This is a genomic window from Arthrobacter sp. cf158, from assembly GCF_900106835.1.
Classification (GTDB): domain Bacteria; phylum Actinomycetota; class Actinomycetes; order Actinomycetales; family Micrococcaceae; genus Arthrobacter.
This window is the reverse complement of sequence record NZ_FNNR01000008.1, coordinates 223870-246137: the sequence shown is the minus strand read 5'-3', so window position 1 is coordinate 246137 and position 22268 is coordinate 223870. Positions and strand designations below refer to the sequence as shown.

Sequence of the window (22268 nt, the reverse complement as noted above, 5' to 3'; positions counted from 1 at the left end):
ATCGCCACCGAGGCCATCGACAGGCTCCGCACCACCGGCGAGTCCCACCACCGATGCATGATCGCCGAAGTCATGGGCCGCCACGTCGGCTGGATCGCACTGCACGCCGGCATGGCCGCCGGCGCCCACGCCATCCTGATCCCGGAACAGAAAGCCAGCATCGAACAGATCACCGAATGGGTCCAGGAAGCCCACGACCGTGGCCGCGCGCCCCTGGTGGTAGTTGCCGAGGGCTTCGTTCCCGATCACATGGAATCCCCGCACTCCGAGCGTGGCCTGGACACCTTCGGCCGGCCCCGCCTTGGCGGCATCGCCGATCAACTGGCACCCGAGATCGAAGCACGCACCGGCATCGAAACCCGCGCCACGATCCTTGGCCACATCCAGCGCGGCGGCGTCCCCACCGCGTACGACCGCGTCCTGGCCACACGCCTGGGCATGGCCGCCATCGACTCCGTCGTCGAAGGCCGATGGGGCACCATGGTGGCCCTGAAAGGCACAGACATCTCCCACGTCGGCTTCGAAGAAGCCCTCGGCAAACTCAAGACCGTGCCACAGCACCGTTACGACGAAGCGTCGGTGCTGTTCGGGTAGTCGGCTAGGCTGAATCCATGACTTTAGAGCCCACGTCCGCTGCCATTATCCAGCTGGCGTGGGCTCGTCATTTGGGGCTCGGCGACGACGCTTTCGCCACCGCGGCTGCCCAGCTCGCCACCAGCACGCCAGACCCTGGCCAACCCGCCAACAGAATCACCCGCGTGGACGAGTCCGCCCGGTCAGTGGTCTTCCTGAGGCTCTTCGGGGTTTCAGCTTTGGTGGGGCCCCAGTGGGCGCTGGACGCAGCGGCGGAACTTCCCGATACCGAGCTCGCACAGCACGTCACCTTGCTGACCCTGACCCGGGCACATGGCGGGCACGGTCTCGGGTCAACGGCCCTGTTTTTCGCGGACGATCTGCCCCTGCAGCAACCCTCGGACGATCTCACCGTCTCGCACGGGAATCCCGAGGCGATCAGCCTTGAGGGGCTCTGCCCACCGGATGACGTCAATGAAGTTGGACTCCAAGGATTGGAGCACCGCTTCACCATCATGCACCCGGATGAGGAGCAGCCCACACCGGTGGCCTGTGGGGCGTATTCCGAGTGGGAGGGCATCCTGGCCAACATGGGGGTTCTCGTGGCGCCACCCTGGCGAAGGCGCGGTTTGGGCACGCTGGCTGCGTCCATCGCGGCGCACGAGGCCCTGGCGGCGGGCTTGACCCTCCAGTGGAAAGCCGATGTCAGCAACACTGGAGCACTCGCGATGGCCCGCAGCCTTGGCTTCGCCACGGGCGGGCTCCACGCGAGCGTACTGCTCGGCTGAATCCCGGCGGAGTGTTTGTACAGCTAACGCCCTTTAGGAACCTTCCTAAGGGCGTTAGCTGTACAAACAGTCCAGGTGTTGAGCAGTCTAGGTGTTGAGATCAGCCTTCTCGGTGGCTGGTTCGGATTCGGACGTGCCGCCCCAACCACTCACCGACTTCGGCTTGCCAAAGAACAAAGCCACCACGGCACCCAGCAGAATCGCACAGGCGGGCAGGATGATGGACTGGCTCATCGCCGTCGAGAATCCTGCATGCAGGGCTTCCGGCAGGACACCACTCATGGAGGCTTCACCAACAGGAGCACCGGCAGGCGCCGCAGGCAGTTCTGCTGCCAGCCGCGACTGGATCAGGGCGGCGATTGCCGCCGAACCCAGGACGGCACCGATTTGGCGGGTGGTGTTGAACACGCCCGAACCGGCCCCGGCCTGGCGGGGTGCCAGGTTGCGGGTGGTGGCGTTGGATACCGGACCCCAGATAAAGGCGTTGGCAACGCCCTGCAAAGCGCTGGGAAGCAGGAACATCCAGATGGGGGTGTCAGGTCCCAGCAAGGCCGCGGTCCAGAACAATGCTCCGGCCATGCAGACCAGCCCGAACGAGGCAAAGTAGCGCGGGTTCGCACGGTCAATGAGCTTGCCAACGAATGGCGCCAGCGCACCCGAAATGACGGCCATGGGGATCATCAGCAGCGCCGACTGGGTGGGCGTCAGGCCTCGCACCGTCTGGTAGTAGAAGATGGTGGGCAGCGGGAAAGCGGTGACCGTGAAGCCAACGGCCATGATGGTGGTGTTGCCCAGCGAGAAGTTGCGGTCCTTGAACAAGCCAAGGGGCAGCAGGGGTTCCCCGCCCCGGCGTTCCAGGAGCCACTGCCAAACAACGAAGAGAACCAGCACAACAATTCCGGTGACGATCAGGCCCCACACGGAAATGAAGCCGGTGACTGTTCCCCACTTGTACGTCTGGCCCTCCTGGATGCCAAAGACCAGCAGGAACATGCCGACGGCGGACAGCACCACGCCAACGACGTCGAACGTGTGGCTGTGCGTCGTCAGTTTCGGGACAAAACGGGTGACCAGGATGAACGCCACAATGCCGATGGGGACGTTGACGAAGAAGATCCATTCCCACCCCAGGCTGTCCACCAGGACGCCGCCAAGGATCGGCCCAACGAGTACTGCCATGCCGGCGGTAGCTCCCCACAGACCCATGGCGGCACCGCGCCGGTCCGGAGGAAAGATGCGGGTAATGACGGCCATGGTCTGCGGCGTCATCATGGCGGCACCAAAGCCCTGAACCGCACGGGCGGCGATCAGCATGGTGACATCGCCGGAGAGCCCACACCACAAAGAGGCGAGAGTGAAGACCACAAGGCCGATCAGGTACAGGTTCTTGGGACCAAACCTGTCACCAAGCCTGCCGGTGATGAGCAGGGGGACGGCGTATGCCAGCAGATAGGCGCTGGTGACCCAGATGACGGCATTGATATCCGTGTTGAGGCCCTCCATGATCCGCGGATTCGCGACCGACACGATGGTGGTGTCGATGAGGATCATGAAGAAACCCACCACGAGTGACCACAGCGCGGGCCACGGCTTAGCTACGTTTTCCAAGGGATTCCTTTGGCTTGTTTGAAAGTTCGGTTGGAGTTGGCCGGGGTTCGTCCCAGGGCAGTTTTCCGCTGTCCAACTCCTCCAGGAGACCGCGGATCCACGCGATCTCCGTTCGCGTGATTGCTTGTTGATACGTGATGTCGATCCAGTACTTGCGGTCCAGTCCTTTGGCCGTCACGGTGGCCTCGGCGGTAACCAGGAAGTCAAGATCGGCGCTGAGCGCCACCACCCGCTCTTCAAGGAGCCGCATCACAACGTCCGCGGGAAGGTGATGGGCTTCGGCTATCGCGTGTGGGAAGAGGGGGTACTCGTTAACGGGCGTGGACAGCATCGCTTGGAGCCGGGCATCCAGGGCCTGGTGCCCGGCGTCGGTAATGCAGTACGTAGTCCGTTCGGGGCGGTTGCCTTCGCGTTCCGTTCCGGTTGCCTGGACGAGCCCGTGTTCCTCAAGCCGGCCGACCGCGTGATACAGCGTGCCGGGGCGGACTTTGACGAGCCGGTCCTCATGGCGGGCCATCAGGACTTGATACATCTCGTACGGATGCATGGGTTCTTCTGCCAGAAGCGCCAGGGACGCAACACCCAGGGGCGTCAGGTCAGCAACTTTGGGCACAGCGGACACCTTTCATCATAAATATTCCACCACAACTATTCCACGTGGAATATGTAGGCGCAAGTAAGCCCGGCCGCTGCAGCGACCGGGCTTGCTGGCGTAGTGGCCCGAATCAGCCCAGGAGGGCCAAAATCTCCGTCCGCGCGAACATGGTCGCAGCGTCGCGCGCTGAGGGGGTTCCGGCGTCGGGGTCTGCACCTGCATCCAGCAGCGCCCGGGCTACGCCCGTATATCCCTTGAACACGGCCCCGGCCAGCGGCGTCTGCCCGCGGTCATTGGCAGCGTTGACGTCGGCGCCGTGATGCAGGATCAGCTGCACCGCGTCCTCGTGACCGTGATACGCCGCGAGCATCAACAGCGAATCACCGGCGGCGTTGGTCAGGGTTGCCGGAGCGCCCGCGGCCAAGTAGCTGCGCAGCAATTCGGCGTCGCCGCCGCGTGCGGCGTCAAACAGGGCATGGGCGAGGGCCAACGTTTCGTCGTCGGCGGCCGTTTCGGGGCCGGTGGCCTCCGGGCCGGTGGGGTGGCTCATCGATGGGGTCCCTTCAGGAATCCGGTCTGGCGCCCGACAACCTGGCCGGCGTCGGGGGCGACGATCACTTCCTGGGCAGCGACGTAAGGCTCTTCGCCATCCATCACGGTCAGGGTTTCCTCCGCTGAAACGGAGCGCTTGACCACGGCCAAGGCCACCGGTCCCATTTCGAAGTGCTGCGCCACCGAAGTCAGAGTACCTACCTTGCGTTCCCCGGCAAATACGACACTGCCAACAGCGGGCAGCGTGTGCTGGGAGCCGTCCAGTTGCAGGAATACCAGCCTCCGCGGCGGGTGGCCCAGGTTGTGCACGCGGGCGATGGTCTCCTGGCCCTTGTAGCACCCCTTGTTCAAGTGAACCGAGGTCCTCAAGAGATCCAATTCGTGGGGAATGGTCTTCTCATCCGTTTCGGCGCCCAGGCGCGGCCGCCATGCGGCGATCCTCAAGGCGTCTGCAGCCAAGGACCCTGCCAGAGGCAGTCCGTCCACGGCGTTTTCAAGCTCGGCAACCGGGACCAGGTACTCAAACCACGGCCGCTCCAGCCCCGGGTGGGACTCTTCGGGGACGATGCTGTAGGCGTAGCCGCCAGGGCTGACATGCGGCCAGGGATCTTCCCATACCAAGCGGGATGACAACTGCTCCACAGCCTTGGTGGCACCCACCACCGCCCACTGCTCCGAGACATCCGTGATCTCCACGCGGAGCATGAACTTCATCTTGTTCAGCCATTCCGCCAACGGGGCCGCTTCCGCGCTCTCCACGATCAGCCAGATGGTTTCAGCGTCGTCGATGACCCTCGCGTCGAACTCGATGCGGCCTTGCACGCTGAGCATCAACAGTTCGCTGGAAACTCCGGGCTGCAGATTGGTGAGCTGCTGGGAGGACAGTGTGTTGAGCCAGCTCAACCGGTCCGGGCCGGAGACAGTCACTACGCCGCGGTGTGAAAGATCGACGACGGCGGTACCGGTTGCCAAAGCGCGCTGCTCACGCAGAGGCTCGCCATAGTGGGCCGCGACGCCGGCATCCAGACCAGTATCCTCGACAGCGCCAGGGCGCGACAACAGAAGGCTTTTGTAAGTCATATCCAGTAGAAGTCCTTGCGGCTCAGCGGTATTCCGGGTTTTCGAAATCAAATCGGGTGCCTGCTTTCCATTCCTCCGGCAAGTTGCCGTAGGCGGGAATGCCGCCTGCATCACGCAGGAGCTTGGCCATATGGAGCAGGTTCCACGTCATGAAGGTGGTGTTCCTGTTAGTAAAATCACTCTCCGGACCACCCGATCCTTCGTCCAAATAGCTGGGCCCGGGACCCACGGGGCCAATCCAGCCAGCGTCGGCTTGCGGCGGGATAGTGAAGCCAACGTGCTGCAGGCTGTACAGCACGTTCATGGAGCAGTGCTTGATGCCGTCCTCGTTGCCGGTGATCAGGCACCCGCCCACTTTCGGGTAAAACGCCCATTGGCCCCGGCTGTTCAGCTGGCCCGAATGCGCATACAGCCGCTCAATGAGTTTCTTGGTCTGCGACGAGTTGTCCCCCAGCCAGATGGGACCGGCAACCACCACGATGTCGGCATCCTTGACGGCCGGGTAGATCTCCGGCCACTCGTCCGACTTCCAGCCGTGCTCACGCATATCGGGATACACACCACTGGCGATGTCATGGTCAACGGTTCGGATGAGCCGGGTGGTGACACCCTGCTTCTCCATGATGTCCCGGCTGATCCTGATCAGGCCATCCGTGTTGCTGAGCTGTGGAGAGGGCTTGAGAGTGCCATTGAAAAAGACGGCCTTGAGGCCCTCATAGCCTCCCGGCTTGAGGTTGCTGTTCACTGTCTGCTCCTTCTGCTGGTTGCGTGCGGAACGAAAAGTGAGGCCTCGGGCCAAGTACGCCTTTCCCGGGTCAGGACACCTTGTGGAGGAAGGCAGAGGCGTGGGCTTCGAGAGCTTTACCGCTGGCGGCCACATCCCAACGCCACAAGAGGTTGCCGTCCACCAGGCCGAAGATCCGGGTGGCGGCGGTGTACTCCTTGGAGTGGCTGCCGCGCATCACCATGTCAGTGCTTAGCTGGATCTGCGGGCCCTTGATCTGGCCGTAATAGAGCTCTGTGATGCCGCCGGGGTGGGCGATCGAGACAGAGATATCGAAGCCGCCGTCTTTGTTGCGGCGCTCCTCAACGTCATCGGCCGTCTTGAGCACCGGAACGATGTCGGCCGGGATCAGCCCAGGACCGCCGTCGCCCTCCTGGAGCTTCCGCTCCAAAGCCCAGAAACCGGTCTCAACCGTCAGCGGACGCAGCTTTGTGCCGGCGTCATCAGCGAGCCAGGTTTCGGCCCGGTACTGCAGGTACGGAAGACCGTTATGGGTGAAGGAGGCATGCTGGACGAAATGCTCCGAATCCTCGTCACCGCTGCCGAGCCGGCCGCGGCCCTCCCACTCACCAATGAGCCAGGAAAGCGGGACGAGTTCAGGCGTCAGGTCTGTTGGGATCTCAATAGGCACAACGACTACCTTGCGTGGAAAGCAGGATCAGAAGGCTTACTTCTGGCCCTGGAAAAGGCGGTAAACGACAAAACCTGCAAACCAAGCCATGGCAACGCTTGCCAGGCCAAGGAGAACGAGGAAGAAGATTTCAAATGCGAGTACAGACATGATGCCATCCTAACCGTTAGTAGATGAGTAGTTTGTCAATGAAGTATGCCAAAGCCCCCACGGCCCAAACAGGCGCTACGCCCATTCCCACAGCTGCAGGAATGTTGAGGCGTCCCCGGCGGAGGGTGGTCATCCGCCGGAAGCACACCAGCACGGACCCCACCACGACGCCCACCAGGGCGGCGGGGAGGACCGCGATATCAGAGAAGACGAGGCCGGCCAGTGGCCCCATGAGGCCCGCCATCACCACACCAAGGGGCGCCACGATGCGGTCCGGCCAGCGGATGATTCCGATCAGGAGGGCCACAGCAGCGCTCAGGCCGGCCACCAGGACCATCTCCCGTACGCCGTTGAACCGGGCGCTGGCAATCCACCCGGCGCCCAGGCAGTTCAAAAGGACTCCCGCGCAACATCCCAGTGTGGATTCCAGGCGTTGGGCCTGGCCAGTGCCCCGGACCAGCTGGACGATGAACACTGCCATCACGCCCAAGGCAATAAAGGCCGGTGCTCCATCCAGGAACCCTGGTGCCGGCATGTACGCGGCAGTCACTGCTGATCCCGCGCCGGCCAAAGCGATGACGGATGCCAGCGTCTTCTTGGCCGGCACTCCAAGGAAATGGGGCCAGCCAATCCCGACAGCCGCGGACGCCGCGATGCCAACGCCCACCATGGCTTCCCGGGAAACGAAGGTGCTGGCCACGATGGCTGCGAGCGCCACGAGTCCAAATACCCCGATGCTCCAAGACTTCACTGTGTGCCGACCTCAATCCGATGCGCCTTACGACCTCTCGACAATCCTGCCTTAACCCGGCCCAATATGTCGTAATTCCGGCGCCTGCCCGTCACGAATCCCTGTCTGGCGGGGCCCTGATGGGTATACTCAGACTTCAACGGCGCACCGTGTTTGCCTTCATCCCGTTACAACGGGCAGAGGTGCACGCGCGCTGTGACCGACCGGTGAGACTCCGGTTTCGACGCCCGATGATGCGCGTAAAGCCCATTGGAGGAACTATGTCGCACATCCTGCTCCTAACGAACAGCACCGGCTCTTCGGTGGACATTCTGCCTGCCTTGGAATTGCTCAACCACCGCGTGCACATCCTCCCGGCAGAACCCACCGCCCTGCTCGAAACCGATCCTACGGACATCGTTTTCCTGGATGCCCGCAAGGACCTGGTGGGCGCCCGCTCACTGACGCAGCTGCTCAAGGCCACCGGCCTGAGCGCACCCCTCATGCTGATCCTCACGGAAGGCGGCATGGCTGCTGTCTCCTCCGCCTGGGCAGTAGATGACATCGTGCTGGACTCCGCAGGACCCGCCGAAGTGGAAGCGCGGATCCGCCTGGCCATGGCGCGAGCCGTCACCGGCGAAGAGGAGACCCAGACCGAGATCCGGGCTGCCGGCGTCGTGATCGACGAAGCGAGCTACACAGCGCGTGTGAATGGCCAACCCCTGAACCTGACGTTCAAGGAGTTCGAACTCCTGAAGTACTTGGCACAGCACCCGGGCCGTGTGTTCACCCGCCAGCAATTGCTGACCGAAGTGTGGGGCTACGACTATTACGGAGGCACCAGGACCGTGGATGTCCATATCCGGCGACTCAGGGCCAAGTTGGGCGTGGACCACGAGAACCTGATCAGCACGGTACGCAACGTCGGGTACCGGCTCACACTGGTCAGGCTCCCCGATGATGAACTCTCGGAAGCCTGAGCCTGCCCGCCGCTTCACCGAAGAACCCGCTGCAACAAAGCAGAAGAGGCCCGGATCCTTGTGGATCCGGGCCTCTTCTGCTTTTGGTGGAGGACATACGGGTCGAACGTATCGAGGCCACCCCACTGGTGGATCCCCCCAACACTCACTGACGAACCAGTCGAAAGCCGAGCGAGATAACGAGACTACCGCCGTTGCGCCGGGACATCAAATCACGCGGCTTGCGTGGGACGTATAGCCTTGCATCATGAGTCACGCGCATCCGGAAAACTGGCCCGTACTGATCATCAACGGCGCCTTGGACACCGAGCTCCTGAAAGACTTCAAGACCCTCGCCGCCGCTGCGGAGGAGTCCGACGGGAACCCTCCCCTCTCTGAGCAGACTCTGGTGATGCTGCGGGGTGTCGACGCGGGCGACCATTCCGTCCTCTCCTTTGCCCTCTATGCTCCTGACGAGGACTCAGATCCGGCCACCGCCGAGGACCTCGCGGGAATCGCCGTCGTCGTTGAAGGCCCGGACCAGAGCGGCGTGCTGGAGTTGGCCGTCCACCCGAGCTACCGCAACCAGGGTGTGGCGGGCAGGTTACTGGGCGCACTCCAGGGCAAACGAAGCCTTGACGGCTTGAGCGCCTGGTCCCACGGCAATCATGAAGCCGCCGCCGAACTCGCCGCGCGCTTCGGATACGGGCCAGTACGTGAACTGTGGAAGATGCGGCTGATGTCCTCGGCCTCTGCACTGCCCGACGCCGGCCTGCCGGATGGCGTCTCCCTCCGCGCCTTCGTGCCGGGCCAGGACGAGCAAGCATGGCTGGACGCCAACCGCGCAGCGTTCTCGCACCACCCCGAACAGGGTTCGATGACCCTGGCGGATCTGGAAGCCCGCAAGGCGGAGGACTGGTTCGATCCCGGGGGCTTCCTGTTGGCCGTCAATGACGGCGGCGAGCTGTTGGGATTCCACTGGACCAAGGTCCATCCCCGCCAAGGTCCGCACCCGGCCATCGGCGAGGTGTACGTGGTGGGCGTTACGCCGGCGGCCCAAGGGCTGGGTCTTGGCAAGGCGTTGACGGTAGCGGGTATCAACCATCTCCAGGACAAGGGCCTGCATGCGGTGATGCTCTACGTAGACGCCGACAACGCAGCTGCGGTAGCCCTTTATCAGAAACTCGGCTTCGTTCGTTGGGATACCGACGTGATGTATGGTCCGGTAACCAAAAATTAACCTTGGGAGATCGCCGGACGGAAAGCCGGTGACATCTTGGATTCGGGCACCACAATTGCTTGTAATGTGGGAGGAAACCCCGTCCTGAGCTTAGGAGAACCCCATGCAGCCGGACCCCGTCGGCACCGCCGGATCCACCTCGAAGGGTGCAACCCTGCCCCCGCGCTTCGGATCATCGGAAGTGCCGGCCTCGCGAGCCACCCAGGACCGCATCGATATTCCTGAGTTTGCACCGAGCCTGGAGCCGGAAGGCGACATCTCCCCGGACCGTTTCCTGGACCGTGAGCTGAGTTGGCTTGCGTTCAACTCCCGCGTACTGGAGCTCGCCGAGGATCCTGACCTGTTCTTGCTGGAACGCGTCAACTTCCTCTCGATCTTCGCTTCCAACCTGGACGAGTTCTTCATGGTCCGGGTGGCCGGCCTCAAGCGCCGCATCGCCACCGGCCTTGCCGTCCCTTCCCCCGCAGGGCTGAGCCCCATCGAGGTGCTGGAGCAGATCGGCGAAGAGGCCCATAAGCTGCAGGAACGCCATGCGCGGGTCTTCGCAGAGCAGATCCGCCCTGCCCTGGCTTACGAGCACATCCACATCATGCACTGGCACGAACTCGATGAGGATGCCCGCCACCGGATCAGCATCATGTTCCAGGAGAAGGTCTTCCCGATCCTGACCCCCTTGGCCGTGGACCCAGCCCACCCCTTCCCGTACATCTCCGGCCTCTCCCTGAACCTCGCCGTGATCGTGAGCAATCCGATCAGCGACAAGGAACTCTTTGCCCGTGTGAAGGTTCCGGACCAGCTCCCCCGCCTCATCTCGGTGGACGGTCCCCGTGCGGGTGCCATCCCTGGCCGCGTGGCCCGGTTCATCGCCTTGGAAGAAGTCATCGCTGTCCATCTGGATAAGCTCTTCCCCGGCATGGAGGTGCTGGAGCACCATACCTTCCGTGTCACCCGCAATGAGGACCTGGAAGTAGAAGAGGACGACGCCGAGAACCTCCTGCAGGCCTTGGAGAAGGAACTGCTGCGCCGCCGCTTCGGCCCTCCCGTGCGTTTGGAAGTCACCACGGACATCAACCCGAACATCAAGGCACTGCTGATTCGGGAACTTGGGGTTGAGGAGTCAGAGGTCTACTCTGTGCCTGCTCCCCTGGATCTCCGCGGGCTGTCCGCGATCAGCGGCATCGACCGCGCCGATCTTCACTACCCCAAGCACGTGCCGCACACCTCGCGATACCTCAACGAGTCTGAGACGTCCAAGGCCGCGAATGTCTTTGCCGCCATGCGGCGACGCGACATCCTGCTCCACCACCCGTACGACTCGTTCTCTACGTCCGTCCAGGCCTTCCTGGAGCAGGCAGCCGCGGACCCTAAGGTCCAGGCCATCAAGCAGACGCTGTACCGCACATCCGGCGACTCCCCCATCGTCGACGCCCTGATCGACGCAGCAGAGGCGGGCAAGCAGGTCCTGGCCCTTGTTGAGATCAAGGCACGCTTTGACGAGCAAGCGAATATCTCCTGGGCCCGCAAGCTGGAACAGGCCGGCGTGCACGTGGTCTACGGCATCGTTGGCCTGAAGACGCACTGCAAGTTGTCCTTGGTAGTCCGTCAGGAAGTGGATGGCCTGCGCCGTTACTGCCACATCGGCACGGGCAACTACCACCCCCGTACGGCCCGCTACTATGAGGACCTCGGCCTGCTGACGGCAAATGAGCAAGTGGGCGAAGACCTTTCCAAGCTCTTCAACCAGCTCTCCGGCTACGCCCCCAAGTCCACTTTCAAGAGGCTTCTTGTGGCACCGCGATCGGTCCGGGCCGGGTTGGTGGACCGAATCGAAACCGAAATCCGCAACGCCCGCGCCGGCATCCCGGGGCTCGTTCAGATCAAGGTCAACTCAATGGTGGACGAAGCCATTATTGATGCCCTCTACCGTGCCTCACAGGCCGGCGTGAAGGTTGACGTGGTGGTCCGCGGTATCTGCTCGCTGCGTCCGGGCGTGCCGGGGCTCAGCGAAAACATCACTGTCCGTTCCGTCCTTGGCCGGTTCCTTGAACACTCACGCGTCTTTGCCTTTGGCAATGGCGGTGAGCCCGTGGTGTACATCGGCTCAGCCGACATGATGCACCGTAACCTGGACCGCCGCGTGGAGGCCCTGGTCCAGCTGGCCAGCAAGGAAGACACAGCAACGGTCATGGACCTGATGCGTCGGTACGTGGACGACGGAACGGCGAGCTGGCACCTGGACAACCAAGGCCATTGGACGAGGTTCCACCTGGACCAGGACGGCAAGCCGCTCCTGGACATGCAGTCCTGGCTTCTGGAATCGCGTTCACGGCAGCGCGCATCGGCCCGGCGGTAAAGGAACCACTTGAACAGCGATACCCCCGTGCAGGATCAGACAGACCACCCCGGTGAGCCGGTTGCCGTAGTTGCAGCCGGCGCTATTCCTTGGCGCGTCAGCAAGGGCGCCCTTGAGGTTCTTCTGATTCACCGGCCGCGCTACGACGATTGGTCATGGCCCAAAGGAAAGCTCGACGCCGGCGAAACCGTCCCGGAGTGCGCCGCGCGTGAAGTGTGGGAGGAGATAGGCCTCCAGGCGCCGCTGGGCATACCGCTCCCCGCGATTCACTATCATGTGGCCGCTGGCCTGAAAGTGGTTCGGTACTGGGCCGTTAAGGTTAATGGGGCACAGCTCCGCCCTGACGGCAAGGAAGTAGACAGCGTCATGTGGTGCAGTCCGGACCGTGCGGCTTCCTTCCTGAGCAATCCCACGGACGTGGAGCCCCTGGAATATCTTGAGAAGGCTCACGTCCGCGGTGAACTGGACACGTGGCCGTTGGTGTTGATCCGCCATGCCAAGGCAAAACCCCGGTCCTCGTGGACCAAGGCTGAGGGTGACCGCCCGCTGGCCGCCACGGGTCAGCGGCAGGCAGTGGCAGTGCAACGCCTGTTGGAGGTATGGAAACCACAGCGGGTGGTGACCAGCCCGTGGACCCGCTGCGTAGCCACCATTGCCCCTTATGCCAAGGCCAGCGGGGCCAAGGTGAAACTGGTGGAAGCCCTCACGGAGCACAACCATCAGCGCTCTCCCAAGAAGACGGCTGCGGCGGTCGAGGCATTGTTCGATAAGCAGGTGCCAATCGCAGTCTGCACTCATCGCCCGGCGCTGCCCACGGCCCTTAAGCAGCTGGGCCAGCACATGTCGCAGGCGCTGCGGGCTCTCCTTCCCACCACTGACCCCTTCCTTTCTCCCGGCGAGGTCATCGTCTGCCAGGTGGCCCGGGGATCCGAGCGGAAGATTGTGTCCGTGGAACAGGTCAAGCCCTTCGACGACTAACGCGCAACGCGCACCATCCCCCACAACTTTTGTATCAAATGCTTGATACATTGATAGCAAGCATTTGATACAAAGACTTGGGGGTCTTCGTCGTGTTCTTGAGCCTGCCACCGCTGTTGTTCCTGGGCCCTGTTGTGGGCGCGGTGATCGTGTACCTGTTCCTTCGGATGCAGGTGTGGTCGAAACCGGATGCCCAATCCGTCGCGTCGCACGGCCTCTGGGTGGGCATCATCGGGTGGATGGCCAGTTCCCTGCAGGGAGCCATGAATACGGGGATCCTGCGGGTGAATCCAACTGCGTCAAGCGCGCCGGCCACTGCCGAGCAGATAGCCAGCGCATTGGCGTGGCCAATTCTGGCCTGCCTCGCTGTCCATGCGTTGGGCCAGCTGAGCTACCCAGCACCCAAGGCGCCCCGCCGGTACGCCGAACTGGCCGTCCGAAGGATCAGGGACTTCCTTCCCCGCAAACTTGCCTGGACCACCGCCACGATCTTTGCATTCGCAGCGTTGGTCATTGCCTGGATTGCCACGCTCCCGGCCCACACACCGGTGCTGCCCACCCCACCGGGCCAGGCGCCGCCGTTGGATAACGGATACATGGGTCAAGGGCAGGAGGGCAGGATTCACGGGTGGGAGCTGGCCGCCTGGCTGGGCGGGGCCTTGCTGGTTCTCGCCCTGGGAACGTGGCTGGTCCTCCTGCTGATTGCTCGACGGCGACGCTTGGAAACGCTGGATGGTGCCGACAACAGTGTCTTGAGGTCCATAGCCGCCAACCGTTTGCTCCGGACGGTGGCCACCATCGCAGCCGGGCTCGCGGGCATCGCCGGGAACTTCGCAGCACAGCCAGCTCCCGGAGCCTTGTGGCAGTCGTCCTGGTTCAATGCGCTTGGCTTGGTCAACATGGCTGTACTCCTGGTCATGTGGTGGTGGCGCGTTCCCGAACTCCCGTCACTCCTCACAGAAAACAAGACCATCAGTGCCACTACGCTCCGCACTGATCCACGAACCCACGGGGCAGCCCGGCTCAGTCTCTCCATCGGCGCCGCGTTGGGTGTGGTGGGCGGAACTGCGGCACTGGCCGGCTACACAGCGATCCTCATCCCGGCCCGAACACCTGAGCCGTGGGCTTTTCCATCGATCACCGGCATGATCGCCGTGATTCTCTTGGCTGCCATAGCAGCGGGCGATCTCCTGACAGCCAGGAACTATGGAGCCTCCAACGCTCCGGTACAGTGGCCGCTCCAACCCGTTTCCCGGGGGTTGCTGTCCTTTGCGATAGGCAGCGCCCTGGTGTTGGCACTGGCTGTGGCTTTCGCTGTGGCTGGAGAAGTAAAGCCATTCAGCCCCAAGACGTGGCCGGCATCTGTTCTTGTCTCCATGGTGGTGGCACTGGCCGGCGCAGCAGCCATCCTGAAAGTGCGCCGCCGTCGAGGTATCCCCGAGTCAATCGGGAACACAGGCCTGGACGCCGCGCTGCGGGCCATCAGCATGTACCGCATAGTCAGGACGCTGGCCGCGTACTGCTTGGGACAGGCAGCCGTCCTGCTGATCAGCACCGGCAACGCCTGGTATGGATTCTTCCCGCCCAAACCAGGCCTCGATCCTATTGGCCCCAGCCCACTCCCCACGATCGGCATCGTACTGGCCGTCATCGCCGTCATGGTCTCCGTGACACCGGTTCGCAGCCTTTTCCGGAAGATCCCCCGCGGCGACGCCGCCAAGCACGAGGAACGCGCGCAATGACCGCCGGGATCACGGTGGATCTGGCGGATCCCGTCCCGCCGTACGAGCAGATCCGCAGGCAACTCAGCTCCTTGATCGCCGTCGGGGTCCTTGAACCCGGTAGCCGGCTGCCCACGGTCCGCAGCCTGGCCGCTGACCTGGGCATCGCCGCAGGGACCGTCGCCCGCGCCTACAAGGAACTGGAGCAGTCCGGGCTGATTGAATCACGACGCCGGAACGGTACCGTCGTCGTCGGGCCGCCCCGGGTGCCGCACGGCATGGCGGGTGGAGATGTGGCGGTGATTGCCGGCGTCGACGCTTTGATCCTGACAGCGCGCGACGCGGGTGTGAGTGATGAAACGCTCATTGATCTTCTTCGTGGCCGGCTGGCAAGTAAGCTGGACTCGTGAGCATCCCCACCCCATATGAAGACCTCCTGCGCGATGTCATGGCCAACGGCACGCACAAGTCGGACCGCACCGGAACCGGAACGCGCAGCGTTTTTGGCCGCCAGTTGAGGTTCGATCTTGCCGAGAGCTTCCCGCTGATCACCACCAAGCGGGTGCATTTCAAGTCCGTGGCTGTGGAGCTCCTGTGGTTCCTGCGCGGCGACTCGAACGTGAAGTGGATGCAGGACCAAGGCGTCTCCATCTGGGACGAATGGGCGGATGCCGACGGCGAGCTTGGCCCCGTCTACGGCGTGCAGTGGCGCAGTTGGCCCACCCCCGACGGCGGGCACATTGACCAGATCTCTGACCTGATGTCCAACCTCGCCTCCAACCCGGACTCGCGGCGGCACATTGTGTCCGCATGGAATGTGTCCGAACTCAAGGACATGGCCTTGCCTCCGTGCCATGCCTTCTTCCAGTTCTACGTGGCTGACGGCAAACTGTCCTGCCAGCTGTACCAGCGCTCCGCGGACACGTTCCTGGGCGTGCCCTTCAACATTGCCTCCTACGCCCTGCTGACCCGCATGGTGGCGCAGCAGCTTGGGCTTGAGCCCGGCGAATTCGTCTGGACCGGAGGAGATGTCCACGTGTACGACAACCACGTTGACCAAGTGGCCGAGCAACTCAGCCGCGAGCCGTACGACTACCCGCAGCTGAAGATCCTCCGCAAGCCGGACTCCATTTTCGATTACACGCTGGATGACTTCGAGGTTGTGGACTACCGCCACCACCCCACCATCAAGGCGCCGATCGCGGTATGAGCACCTCTTCTTCCGACATTCCGGCACAGCTTCCCAGCGTCATTTTCACCCAGGAGACTGCCGCCACCATGACCGGCATCGGCATGATCTGGGCGCAGACCACCTCTGGCGTGATCGGCAAGGACGGCAGCATGCCGTGGCACCTGCCGGAGGATCTGAAGCACTTCAGCCAACTCACCACAGGCCACCCTGTCATCATGGGCCGCAAGACCTGGGAGTCCTTCCCGGAGAAGTACCGCCCGCTGCCCGGACGCACCAACATCGTGGTGACCCGCAACGCTGAATGGGCCTCCACGCCCGAGGCGGAGGGCGCTTTGGTGGTCTCCTCCCTTGACGATGCCCTGCTGGAATCACAGTTCGCACCCGGCGGCCACAAGGTGTGGATCATCGGCGGTGCCGAGATCTTCGAACAGTCCATGGGCATCGCCAACCTCGCGGTGATTACCATCATCGACGCCGACTGTGAGGGCGACACTTTCGCACCGGAACTCGGTGACGACTGGACCTTCGACACCATGGCGCCGGCCGAGGGCTGGCTCACCGCCAAGAACGGCACGAACTTCCGGTTCACCACGTGGCGACGGAAAGAAAGCTAGGAAAGCAGTATGTTGAAAAAACCTGAAACCCTGTTCGTGCTGGGCTACATGCTGCTGCCGCTCTTCGCCCTGATCTCCGCCATTGTGGGGCTGACCATGATCCTGGGTGGCAACCGGATTGTTGGCATCATCATCCTGGTGGTGGTGACGCAGGTATTTACCTTCGGTGCGTTCTTCGCCCTGCGCAAGCGCAAGGCCGTGTTGCTGCAAGAACCCGACATCGGACACTAGCCGCAGCGGGAGGCGCGCAGGCCGCCCGGCCAGGAGCCGACGTCGTACGTCGCACGCGTGACGTAACCAACAGCGGCAGTTTGCTCCCAAAGTTTAGACTTGGTGAATGACTACAGCAGCTAATCCGTCCGTAGGACTGGTCGGTTGGCGTGGCATGGTCGGCTCCGTCCTGATGCAGCGCATGCAGGAAGAGAACGACTTCGCCAACATCAACCCGGTATTTTTCTCCACCTCGAACGCAGGAGGTGCCTCCCCGTCCTTCGCTGATGGGGCCGGCAAGCTCGAGGATGCGTTCGATATTGAGACGCTGGCCAAGCTGCCGATTATTGTCACTGCCCAGGGCGGCGACTACACCAAGCAGGTCCATGGCGAACTCCGCAGCCGTGGCTGGGACGGCCTCTGGATCGATGCTGCTTCCACCCTGCGCATGAATGACGATTCGATCATCGTGCTGGATCCCATCAACCGAGATGTCATCGATGCCGGCCTTTCCGGTGGCGTGAAGGACTTCATCGGCGGCAACTGTACGGTCTCCTGCATGCTCATGGGCCTCGGGGGCCTGTTCAAGAACAACCTCGTGGAGTGGGGCACCTCCATGACGTACCAGGCCGCATCCGGCGGCGGCGCCCGCCACATGCGCGAGCTCCTGAACCAGTTCGGCACCCTCAACAATGAGGTCAGCAGCGAACTGGACGACCCCGCATCGGCCATTCTGGAAATCGACCACAAGGTTCTCGCAGCACAGCGCACCGGTGTGGACGCCACGCAGTTCGGTGTGCCGCTGGCAGGGTCCCTGATTCCCTGGATCGATGCCGACCTCGGCAACGGCCAGTCCAAGGAAGAATGGAAAGCCGGAGTGGAGACCAACAAGATCCTTGGGACCGGAAACGGCACAGCCGGCAAGGACCACATCGCCATGGACGGCCTGTGCATCCGCATCGGCGCCATGCGGTCCCACTCCCAGGCCCTCACTCTCAAGCTGCGCGAAGACCTGTCCGTCACGGAGATCGAGAACCTCCTGGCCAAGGACAACGAGTGGGCCAAGGTCATCCCGAACACCAAGGAAGCGTCCATGGCGGACCTGACCCCGGTGGCTGCATCCGGCACGCTTGACATCCCTGTGGGCCGTATCCGCAAGCTCGAAATGGGCCCGGAGTACATCAGCGCCTTCACCGTGGGCGACCAACTCCTGTGGGGTGCGGCCGAGCCGCTCCGCCGCATGCTCAACATCGCCACGGGCAAGCTCTAGCCCCTGCATTCAGTACGTCGCTAAACCCGCTGTTCCGTTGCTGTCCCGCACCGGAACAGCGGGTTTTCCACGTGTTAGGGGGTTCAGCCGGCCATGAACTTCAGGTAAGCACGACCCTGGGCCTGGAACGAGCGCTCAGCGGCCGGACCCAGCTGCCCTGTGAATGGCTCCGGCACGACACCGACGGCTTTGCCTTTCACCGTCCGCGCCCACGTCCCCACAACCTCACCGCCGGACACCATGATTCGCTTGAACACGCCGTTCTTCCCCGGCACCACCAACCCGGCGAACTCAGGGGCCAGGACCAGGCTCCGGTCCTGGTACCCGAGCAGATACTCATCGAAGCCGGGGAGAGCCAGCAGCGAGCGGGCGCCGGGGACGCCGTCGTCGAGCATTGCTGCCGTCTCCGGCGAAAGCCAGTAGCTGGCGCCGCCAAACGCCACCTCAACCAAACGATCCTGCACCTCCTTGAGGGCGGCACGTGCCTCGGTGAGCGGCACCTGGCTCCACCACGAGAAGTCCCTGACTGTCGCGGGGCCATGGCTGCGGATGTAGCGGAACAGCAACTCGGCAATCCCTTCCCCACGCCCCAGGTCCCGCGATTGCGGGATCCAGTCCTCGAAAGGCACGAACAGTTGCTGAACGCCCACCTTGCCGTTGGACACCGCCATGGGCCCTTGAACGAGCAGTGCGCGCTGGCACAGGCTGCCGAGCAAGTGGATGCCGCGTTGGGCCTTGGTGATCTGGCCTGCTTCCTCGAACGCCTGGAAGAGCTGCTCCCGGCTGGCACCGGCTGCGCCCTCTGTGGTTTTGAGCTCCTCAACGGTTTTGAAGGCGATGTCCCGGCAGTGGCTGATGTCGTCCGCGGTGATGGCCAGCTCGCGATGACGCCCTGCCACCATATTCATCAGCCTGTCGCTGGTGATTCCCAGTATCCACCGCAGGTCTTCAGGCGCGAGCAGGTGCAGGGTACCGCGCATCGGCCACGAACGGACCACGGTCCCGGCGTCGAGGGCTCTGCGGACATCCGAGGCCGCAGTACCGGGGACGCGCTGTCCCACCGCCCACAAGGCAGAGCCCAGGTCCTGTGCCTGCATGGCCGTCATCCAACGGACGGCGTCCGGGACTGAGGGAAACCCACCGGCCACCAGGCCTTGGCTGGCGAGCCGCAACCGGCCCATGACGCGCGGACTGAGGGTGGTGCGGGCTGAAAGCATGCTTCATCCTAAAAGGGCCTGCGGGCACAGGGAACCTTGCCGCGCTTCCCAGCCGCCTACCAGCAGCAGATCCTAGGATGGATTCATGCTTTTCGGTGATCTTGCTCCGTTTGTGCGGCCGCTGAGCCGGTGGTTGGCTACCGCCGGCTGGTTCTGCACGCTGGTAGGACTGGGCGCCGGGTTGATTGTGGCAGTGGGGACGGGCGTGAGCCTCTCCCCTTCCATGCAGGCCATCCAAACCGCCAGCTTGGTTGCCACGGCCGCAGCCGCGCTCCTGATCGGAAGTGCTGCGGCCAGCCAGCCCGTAGCCGAACGGGACGACGAGGCTCCAGAGCCTTGGTTCTACCCGGCGGCGGCAGCCCAGGTCCGCAGCTTCCTGCTTGGATCCATCGTGATGCTTCTGGGACTGCTGGGCTTCGCCATGGCCGGGCTGTTCATGCCCAGCGGACCATCCCCGCAAAGCATCGCATTCAGCCAGATCTTCCTGCTTGGCTCCGTCAGCTGCGGACTCACTTTCCTGCTGCTCAACAGGATCCTGCCCATCGCCGAGCGGCGGACGCGCTAACACCTGGGCCACGCTCCGCAAAGGGGCGGCATCCGGGGGAATGCCTAGAGGCTGACCCCGATCAGCAACGGCTCAGGGTGCAGTTCAATACCAAAACGTTCGACGACGCCGGTCCTCACCTCGCGCGCGATGGCCACCATGTCCGCGGTGGAGGCTGACCCCCGGTTGGTGATAGCCAAGGTGTGCTTGGTGGACAGGGATGCCCGCCCACCGGAAACGCTGGTCTCCTCAAGCCCGAATCCCTTGCCAAAGCCAGCGTGGTCGATGAGCCAGGCTGCGGAGAGCTTCACCAGTCCATCAGATCCAGCAGGATACTGGGGTGCATTGTCCGGCAGCCCTGCTGCACGATCCGCAGGCACAATCGGGTTGGTAAAGAACGAGCCCGTGGAATACGTGTCCCGGTCTGCCGCGTTCAGGACCATGCCCTTGGACGCGCGGAGCCGGAGCACTTCCCGACGCACATCGTTGGAGTAGGCGCGCTTGCCTGCGTCCACCCCCAGGACCCGGGCCAGCTCAGCGTAGCGGATGGGGGCACTCATTCGGCCCAGCGGCAACTGGAACTCCACCGTCAGCACCACGTAGCGGGGCGAACCCTCAACAGTGGTCTGCTTCAGGATCGAATCGCGGTAACCGAATCTGAGCTCGGAATTGGTGAAGGTCTGGACTGCGTTGCGCTCACGGTCCCATGTCCGCACGGCCGCAATGGTCTGTGAAACATCGGCTCCGTAAGCCCCCACGTTTTGAACGGGAGTGGCGCCGGTGGCCCCCGGAATCCCGGACAAAGCTTCCAGCCCGGACCATGCATGCAACACGGCGTGCTCCACCAGCGCATCCCAGTTGTGGCCGGCCTGCACCACCACGGACACACCGCCACAGCTGTCTTCGGAGTTCACGGTGAAGCCCTCGGACGCGATTTTCAGGACAGTCCCGGGGTAGCCGTCGTCCGAAATCAGGAGGTTGGAGCCACCGCCGATGATCAGCAGTTTCTCGCCGGCAGCGTCGGCCGAGCGAACGGCGTCGATGATGTCAGCTTCGGTACGGGCCTCCACAAAGTTTCCTGCGGGGCCGCCTACAGCGGCTGTGGTCAATTCGGAAAGCAGCGTTTGGGTCACCAATCAAGCCTAACGGGCTTCGTTGGCGTGCATGGACTGTGCCTGTTGCTTACCGGACAGGGGGGCCAGGAAGAAACTCACCACCAGCAGCGCCAACGGGGCCAGCAGCGAATGGAGGATCCCGAAGTGTTCGGCCAGAAGCCCCAGCAGCGGCGGACCACAAAGAAACGCCCCGTAGCCGATGGTTGAGACCACCGAGACGCGGGCCGCCGCGTGGACCGGGTCATCGGCGGCAGCGGACATCCCCACCGGGAACCCGAGCGATGCGCCAAGGCCCCACACGGCCAGGGCCACGAACGCGAGCCACGGAGCAGGGGCAAAAACGAAGAGCGCAAGACCCACGACGGCCGTGGCCGAGCACCAGCGCATCACCAGCACCCGTCCGAACCGGTCCAGGATGGACGTTCCCGCGAAGCGACCGATGGTCATGAACGTGACAAACAGCCCATAGCCAATTGCACCTGCGGCATCCGTTTGTCCATGGCCGTCAGCAAGTGCCAGGGCCACCCAGTCGCCGGCAGCGCCTTCGGCCAGCGCCAGGCCGAGGACCAGGACGCCGATCAGCAAGGTCCGGCGGTCACGCCAGGCAAGGGCAACAAGCCGCTTGTTGTCCAGCGGTGCCGGAGCTTCGCCTTGGGTACCCTCCCGGTCCGCCGACTCTGCGGTGATAATCGGGAGCGGTCCAGTGGACGGATCCTGGAAAGTATCTGGTTGAGCCGGGCGGAAAGTTTGCTGCGCGGGCGCTGTTTTCTCCGCGCGGAACCAGAAACCGGCGGTCACCACTGACGCCGTAACTACCACCCCGGAGATCAGGAAATGCCAGAACACCGGCAGGTGCACGGCAGCTGCCCAGGCACCAAAACCAGCAGCCGCTACGGTACCGAGGCTGAATGCACCATGCAGGTGCGGCATGATGTGGCGTTCCATGGCGCGCTCGAGGGCTGCTCCCTCCACGTTGGACGCTGTGTTCCAACTGGCCGTGCCGAGGCCAAGCACCACAAGTCCGGCCGCCACCACCAGCGGATTCGCCGCAACTGAAGCACCAAAACCCACAGTCACCAGGCCAACACCCACCATGGAGCTGCCGATCCTGGTGGTCAGCTTGGGCCCAAGCCGCAGCACGATGAGACCTGATGCGGAGATCGAAATGAACGATGCGACGGTCATGCACATCAGCAAAAGCCCGATGCCGCCGGGCGTGAGATCCAGTCCGTCGCGGATGGCGGGCAGACGCGACACCCACGTGGCAAACGCGATGCCGCTGGCAGCGTAGGAAGCAAGAACAGCGGCGCGCCACCGCGACATTTCAGTCGGAGTGGCGCGCCGTTGGAAGGTATTCAGTTGGT

At 63.4% G+C, this 22268-nt stretch carries 23 protein-coding genes; 13 read left to right on the top strand and 10 right to left on the bottom strand.

Annotated features, from left to right (window positions below; genetic code table 11):
* On the top strand, positions 1 to 594 hold a 594-nt coding region (locus tag BLW08_RS17295; RefSeq protein ID WP_175538741.1), incomplete at its 5' end, for a 6-phosphofructokinase.
* A gap of 17 nt (positions 595 to 611) precedes the next feature.
* Positions 612 to 1361, top strand: a complete 750-nt coding sequence (locus BLW08_RS17290; protein ID WP_091326626.1) for a GNAT family N-acetyltransferase — start codon at positions 612 to 614, stop codon at positions 1359 to 1361.
* An 87-nt stretch (positions 1362 to 1448) separates the two neighbouring features.
* Here BLW08_RS17290 and BLW08_RS17285 read toward each other — a convergent pair whose 3' ends face one another.
* The 7 genes from BLW08_RS17285 to BLW08_RS17255 form a co-directional block, all read right to left on the bottom strand.
* Positions 1449 to 2969: a DHA2 family efflux MFS transporter permease subunit gene (locus tag BLW08_RS17285; protein ID WP_090817705.1), complete on the bottom strand. Its 1521-nt coding sequence runs from the start codon at positions 2967 to 2969 to the stop codon at positions 1449 to 1451.
* Entirely contained in the window at positions 2953 to 3582 is a 630-nt protein-coding gene (locus tag BLW08_RS17280) for a PadR family transcriptional regulator (RefSeq protein WP_090819075.1), read from the bottom strand. Before BLW08_RS17280 ends, BLW08_RS17285 begins: the two co-directional genes overlap by 17 nt.
* 112 nt (positions 3583 to 3694) lie before the next feature.
* A complete protein-coding gene (locus tag BLW08_RS17275) occupies positions 3695 to 4114 on the bottom strand; it encodes an ankyrin repeat domain-containing protein (RefSeq protein WP_090817703.1) in 420 nt (139 codons plus the stop codon).
* A complete protein-coding gene (locus BLW08_RS17270; RefSeq protein WP_091326624.1) occupies positions 4111 to 5196 on the bottom strand; it encodes a CAF17-like 4Fe-4S cluster assembly/insertion protein YgfZ in 1086 nt (361 codons plus the stop codon). Before BLW08_RS17270 ends, BLW08_RS17275 begins: the two co-directional genes overlap by 4 nt.
* A gap of 22 nt (positions 5197 to 5218) precedes the next feature.
* Positions 5219 to 5941: a flavodoxin family protein gene (locus tag BLW08_RS17265; protein WP_090817697.1), complete on the bottom strand. Its 723-nt coding sequence runs from the start codon at positions 5939 to 5941 to the stop codon at positions 5219 to 5221.
* 70 nt (positions 5942 to 6011) lie between these two features.
* Positions 6012 to 6611, bottom strand: a complete 600-nt coding sequence (locus BLW08_RS17260) for a nitrobindin family protein (protein ID WP_090817694.1) — start codon at positions 6609 to 6611, stop codon at positions 6012 to 6014.
* A gap of 166 nt (positions 6612 to 6777) precedes the next feature.
* The gene (locus tag BLW08_RS17255; RefSeq protein ID WP_091326622.1) at positions 6778 to 7512 is read right to left on the bottom strand and encodes a permease; all 735 of its coding nucleotides are present in this window, start codon (positions 7510 to 7512) and stop codon (positions 6778 to 6780) included.
* A 260-nt stretch (positions 7513 to 7772) separates the two neighbouring features.
* Here BLW08_RS17255 and BLW08_RS17250 point away from each other — a divergent pair, with 260 nt between their 5' ends.
* The 10 genes from BLW08_RS17250 (at position 7773) to asd (ending at position 18028) form a co-directional block, all read left to right on the top strand.
* On the top strand, positions 7773 to 8471 hold the full coding sequence (locus BLW08_RS17250; RefSeq protein ID WP_090817688.1) for a winged helix-turn-helix transcriptional regulator: 699 nt from the start codon (positions 7773 to 7775) through the stop codon (positions 8469 to 8471).
* Positions 8472 to 8718: 247 nt separating this feature from the next.
* Positions 8719 to 9690: a mycothiol synthase gene (gene mshD / locus BLW08_RS17245; protein WP_090817685.1), complete on the top strand. Its 972-nt coding sequence runs from the start codon at positions 8719 to 8721 to the stop codon at positions 9688 to 9690.
* A gap of 103 nt (positions 9691 to 9793) precedes the next feature.
* Complete coding sequence (locus BLW08_RS17240) at positions 9794 to 12043, top strand: RNA degradosome polyphosphate kinase (protein ID WP_090817683.1); 2250 nt, start codon at positions 9794 to 9796, stop codon at positions 12041 to 12043.
* Positions 12044 to 12052: 9 nt separating this feature from the next.
* Positions 12053 to 13021, top strand: a complete 969-nt coding sequence (locus tag BLW08_RS17235; RefSeq protein WP_091326620.1) for an NUDIX hydrolase — start codon at positions 12053 to 12055, stop codon at positions 13019 to 13021.
* Between the two features lie 77 nt (positions 13022 to 13098).
* Entirely contained in the window at positions 13099 to 14763 is a 1665-nt protein-coding gene (locus BLW08_RS17230; RefSeq protein WP_091326619.1) for a hypothetical protein, read from the top strand.
* Positions 14760 to 15152, top strand: coding sequence for a GntR family transcriptional regulator (locus BLW08_RS17225; RefSeq protein ID WP_090817674.1), 393 nt, complete (start codon positions 14760 to 14762; stop codon positions 15150 to 15152). The genes BLW08_RS17230 and BLW08_RS17225 overlap by 4 nt, the downstream gene beginning before the upstream one ends.
* Entirely contained in the window at positions 15149 to 15952 is an 804-nt protein-coding gene (locus BLW08_RS17220) for a thymidylate synthase (RefSeq protein ID WP_090817671.1), read from the top strand. Before BLW08_RS17225 ends, BLW08_RS17220 begins: the two co-directional genes overlap by 4 nt.
* Entirely contained in the window at positions 15949 to 16548 is a 600-nt protein-coding gene (locus tag BLW08_RS17215; protein WP_090817668.1) for a dihydrofolate reductase, read from the top strand. The genes BLW08_RS17220 and BLW08_RS17215 overlap by 4 nt, the downstream gene beginning before the upstream one ends.
* Before the next feature lie 9 nt (positions 16549 to 16557).
* Positions 16558 to 16779: an NF038396 family protein gene (locus tag BLW08_RS17210; protein ID WP_091326617.1), complete on the top strand. Its 222-nt coding sequence runs from the start codon at positions 16558 to 16560 to the stop codon at positions 16777 to 16779.
* 106 nt (positions 16780 to 16885) lie between these two features.
* The gene (gene asd / locus BLW08_RS17205; protein WP_090817661.1) at positions 16886 to 18028 is read left to right on the top strand and encodes an aspartate-semialdehyde dehydrogenase; all 1143 of its coding nucleotides are present in this window, start codon (positions 16886 to 16888) and stop codon (positions 18026 to 18028) included.
* Between the two features lie 83 nt (positions 18029 to 18111).
* Here asd and BLW08_RS17200 read toward each other — a convergent pair whose 3' ends face one another.
* Entirely contained in the window at positions 18112 to 19245 is a 1134-nt protein-coding gene (locus BLW08_RS17200) for a winged helix DNA-binding domain-containing protein (RefSeq protein WP_091326615.1), read from the bottom strand.
* An 85-nt stretch (positions 19246 to 19330) separates the two neighbouring features.
* Here BLW08_RS17200 and BLW08_RS17195 point away from each other — a divergent pair, with 85 nt between their 5' ends.
* Positions 19331 to 19810, top strand: coding sequence for a hypothetical protein (locus BLW08_RS17195; RefSeq protein WP_090817655.1), 480 nt, complete (start codon positions 19331 to 19333; stop codon positions 19808 to 19810).
* A gap of 44 nt (positions 19811 to 19854) precedes the next feature.
* Here the strand turns inward: BLW08_RS17195 and BLW08_RS17190 are convergent, their stop codons facing one another.
* Positions 19855 to 20922 (bottom strand): UDP-N-acetylmuramate dehydrogenase, encoded by a 1068-nt coding sequence (locus tag BLW08_RS17190; RefSeq protein ID WP_091326613.1) that lies wholly within the window; start codon positions 20920 to 20922, stop codon positions 19855 to 19857.
* A 9-nt stretch (positions 20923 to 20931) separates the two neighbouring features.
* Positions 20932 to 22227: an MFS transporter gene (locus tag BLW08_RS17185; RefSeq protein ID WP_091326653.1), complete on the bottom strand. Its 1296-nt coding sequence runs from the start codon at positions 22225 to 22227 to the stop codon at positions 20932 to 20934.
* Positions 22228 to 22268 lie beyond the last annotated feature (41 nt).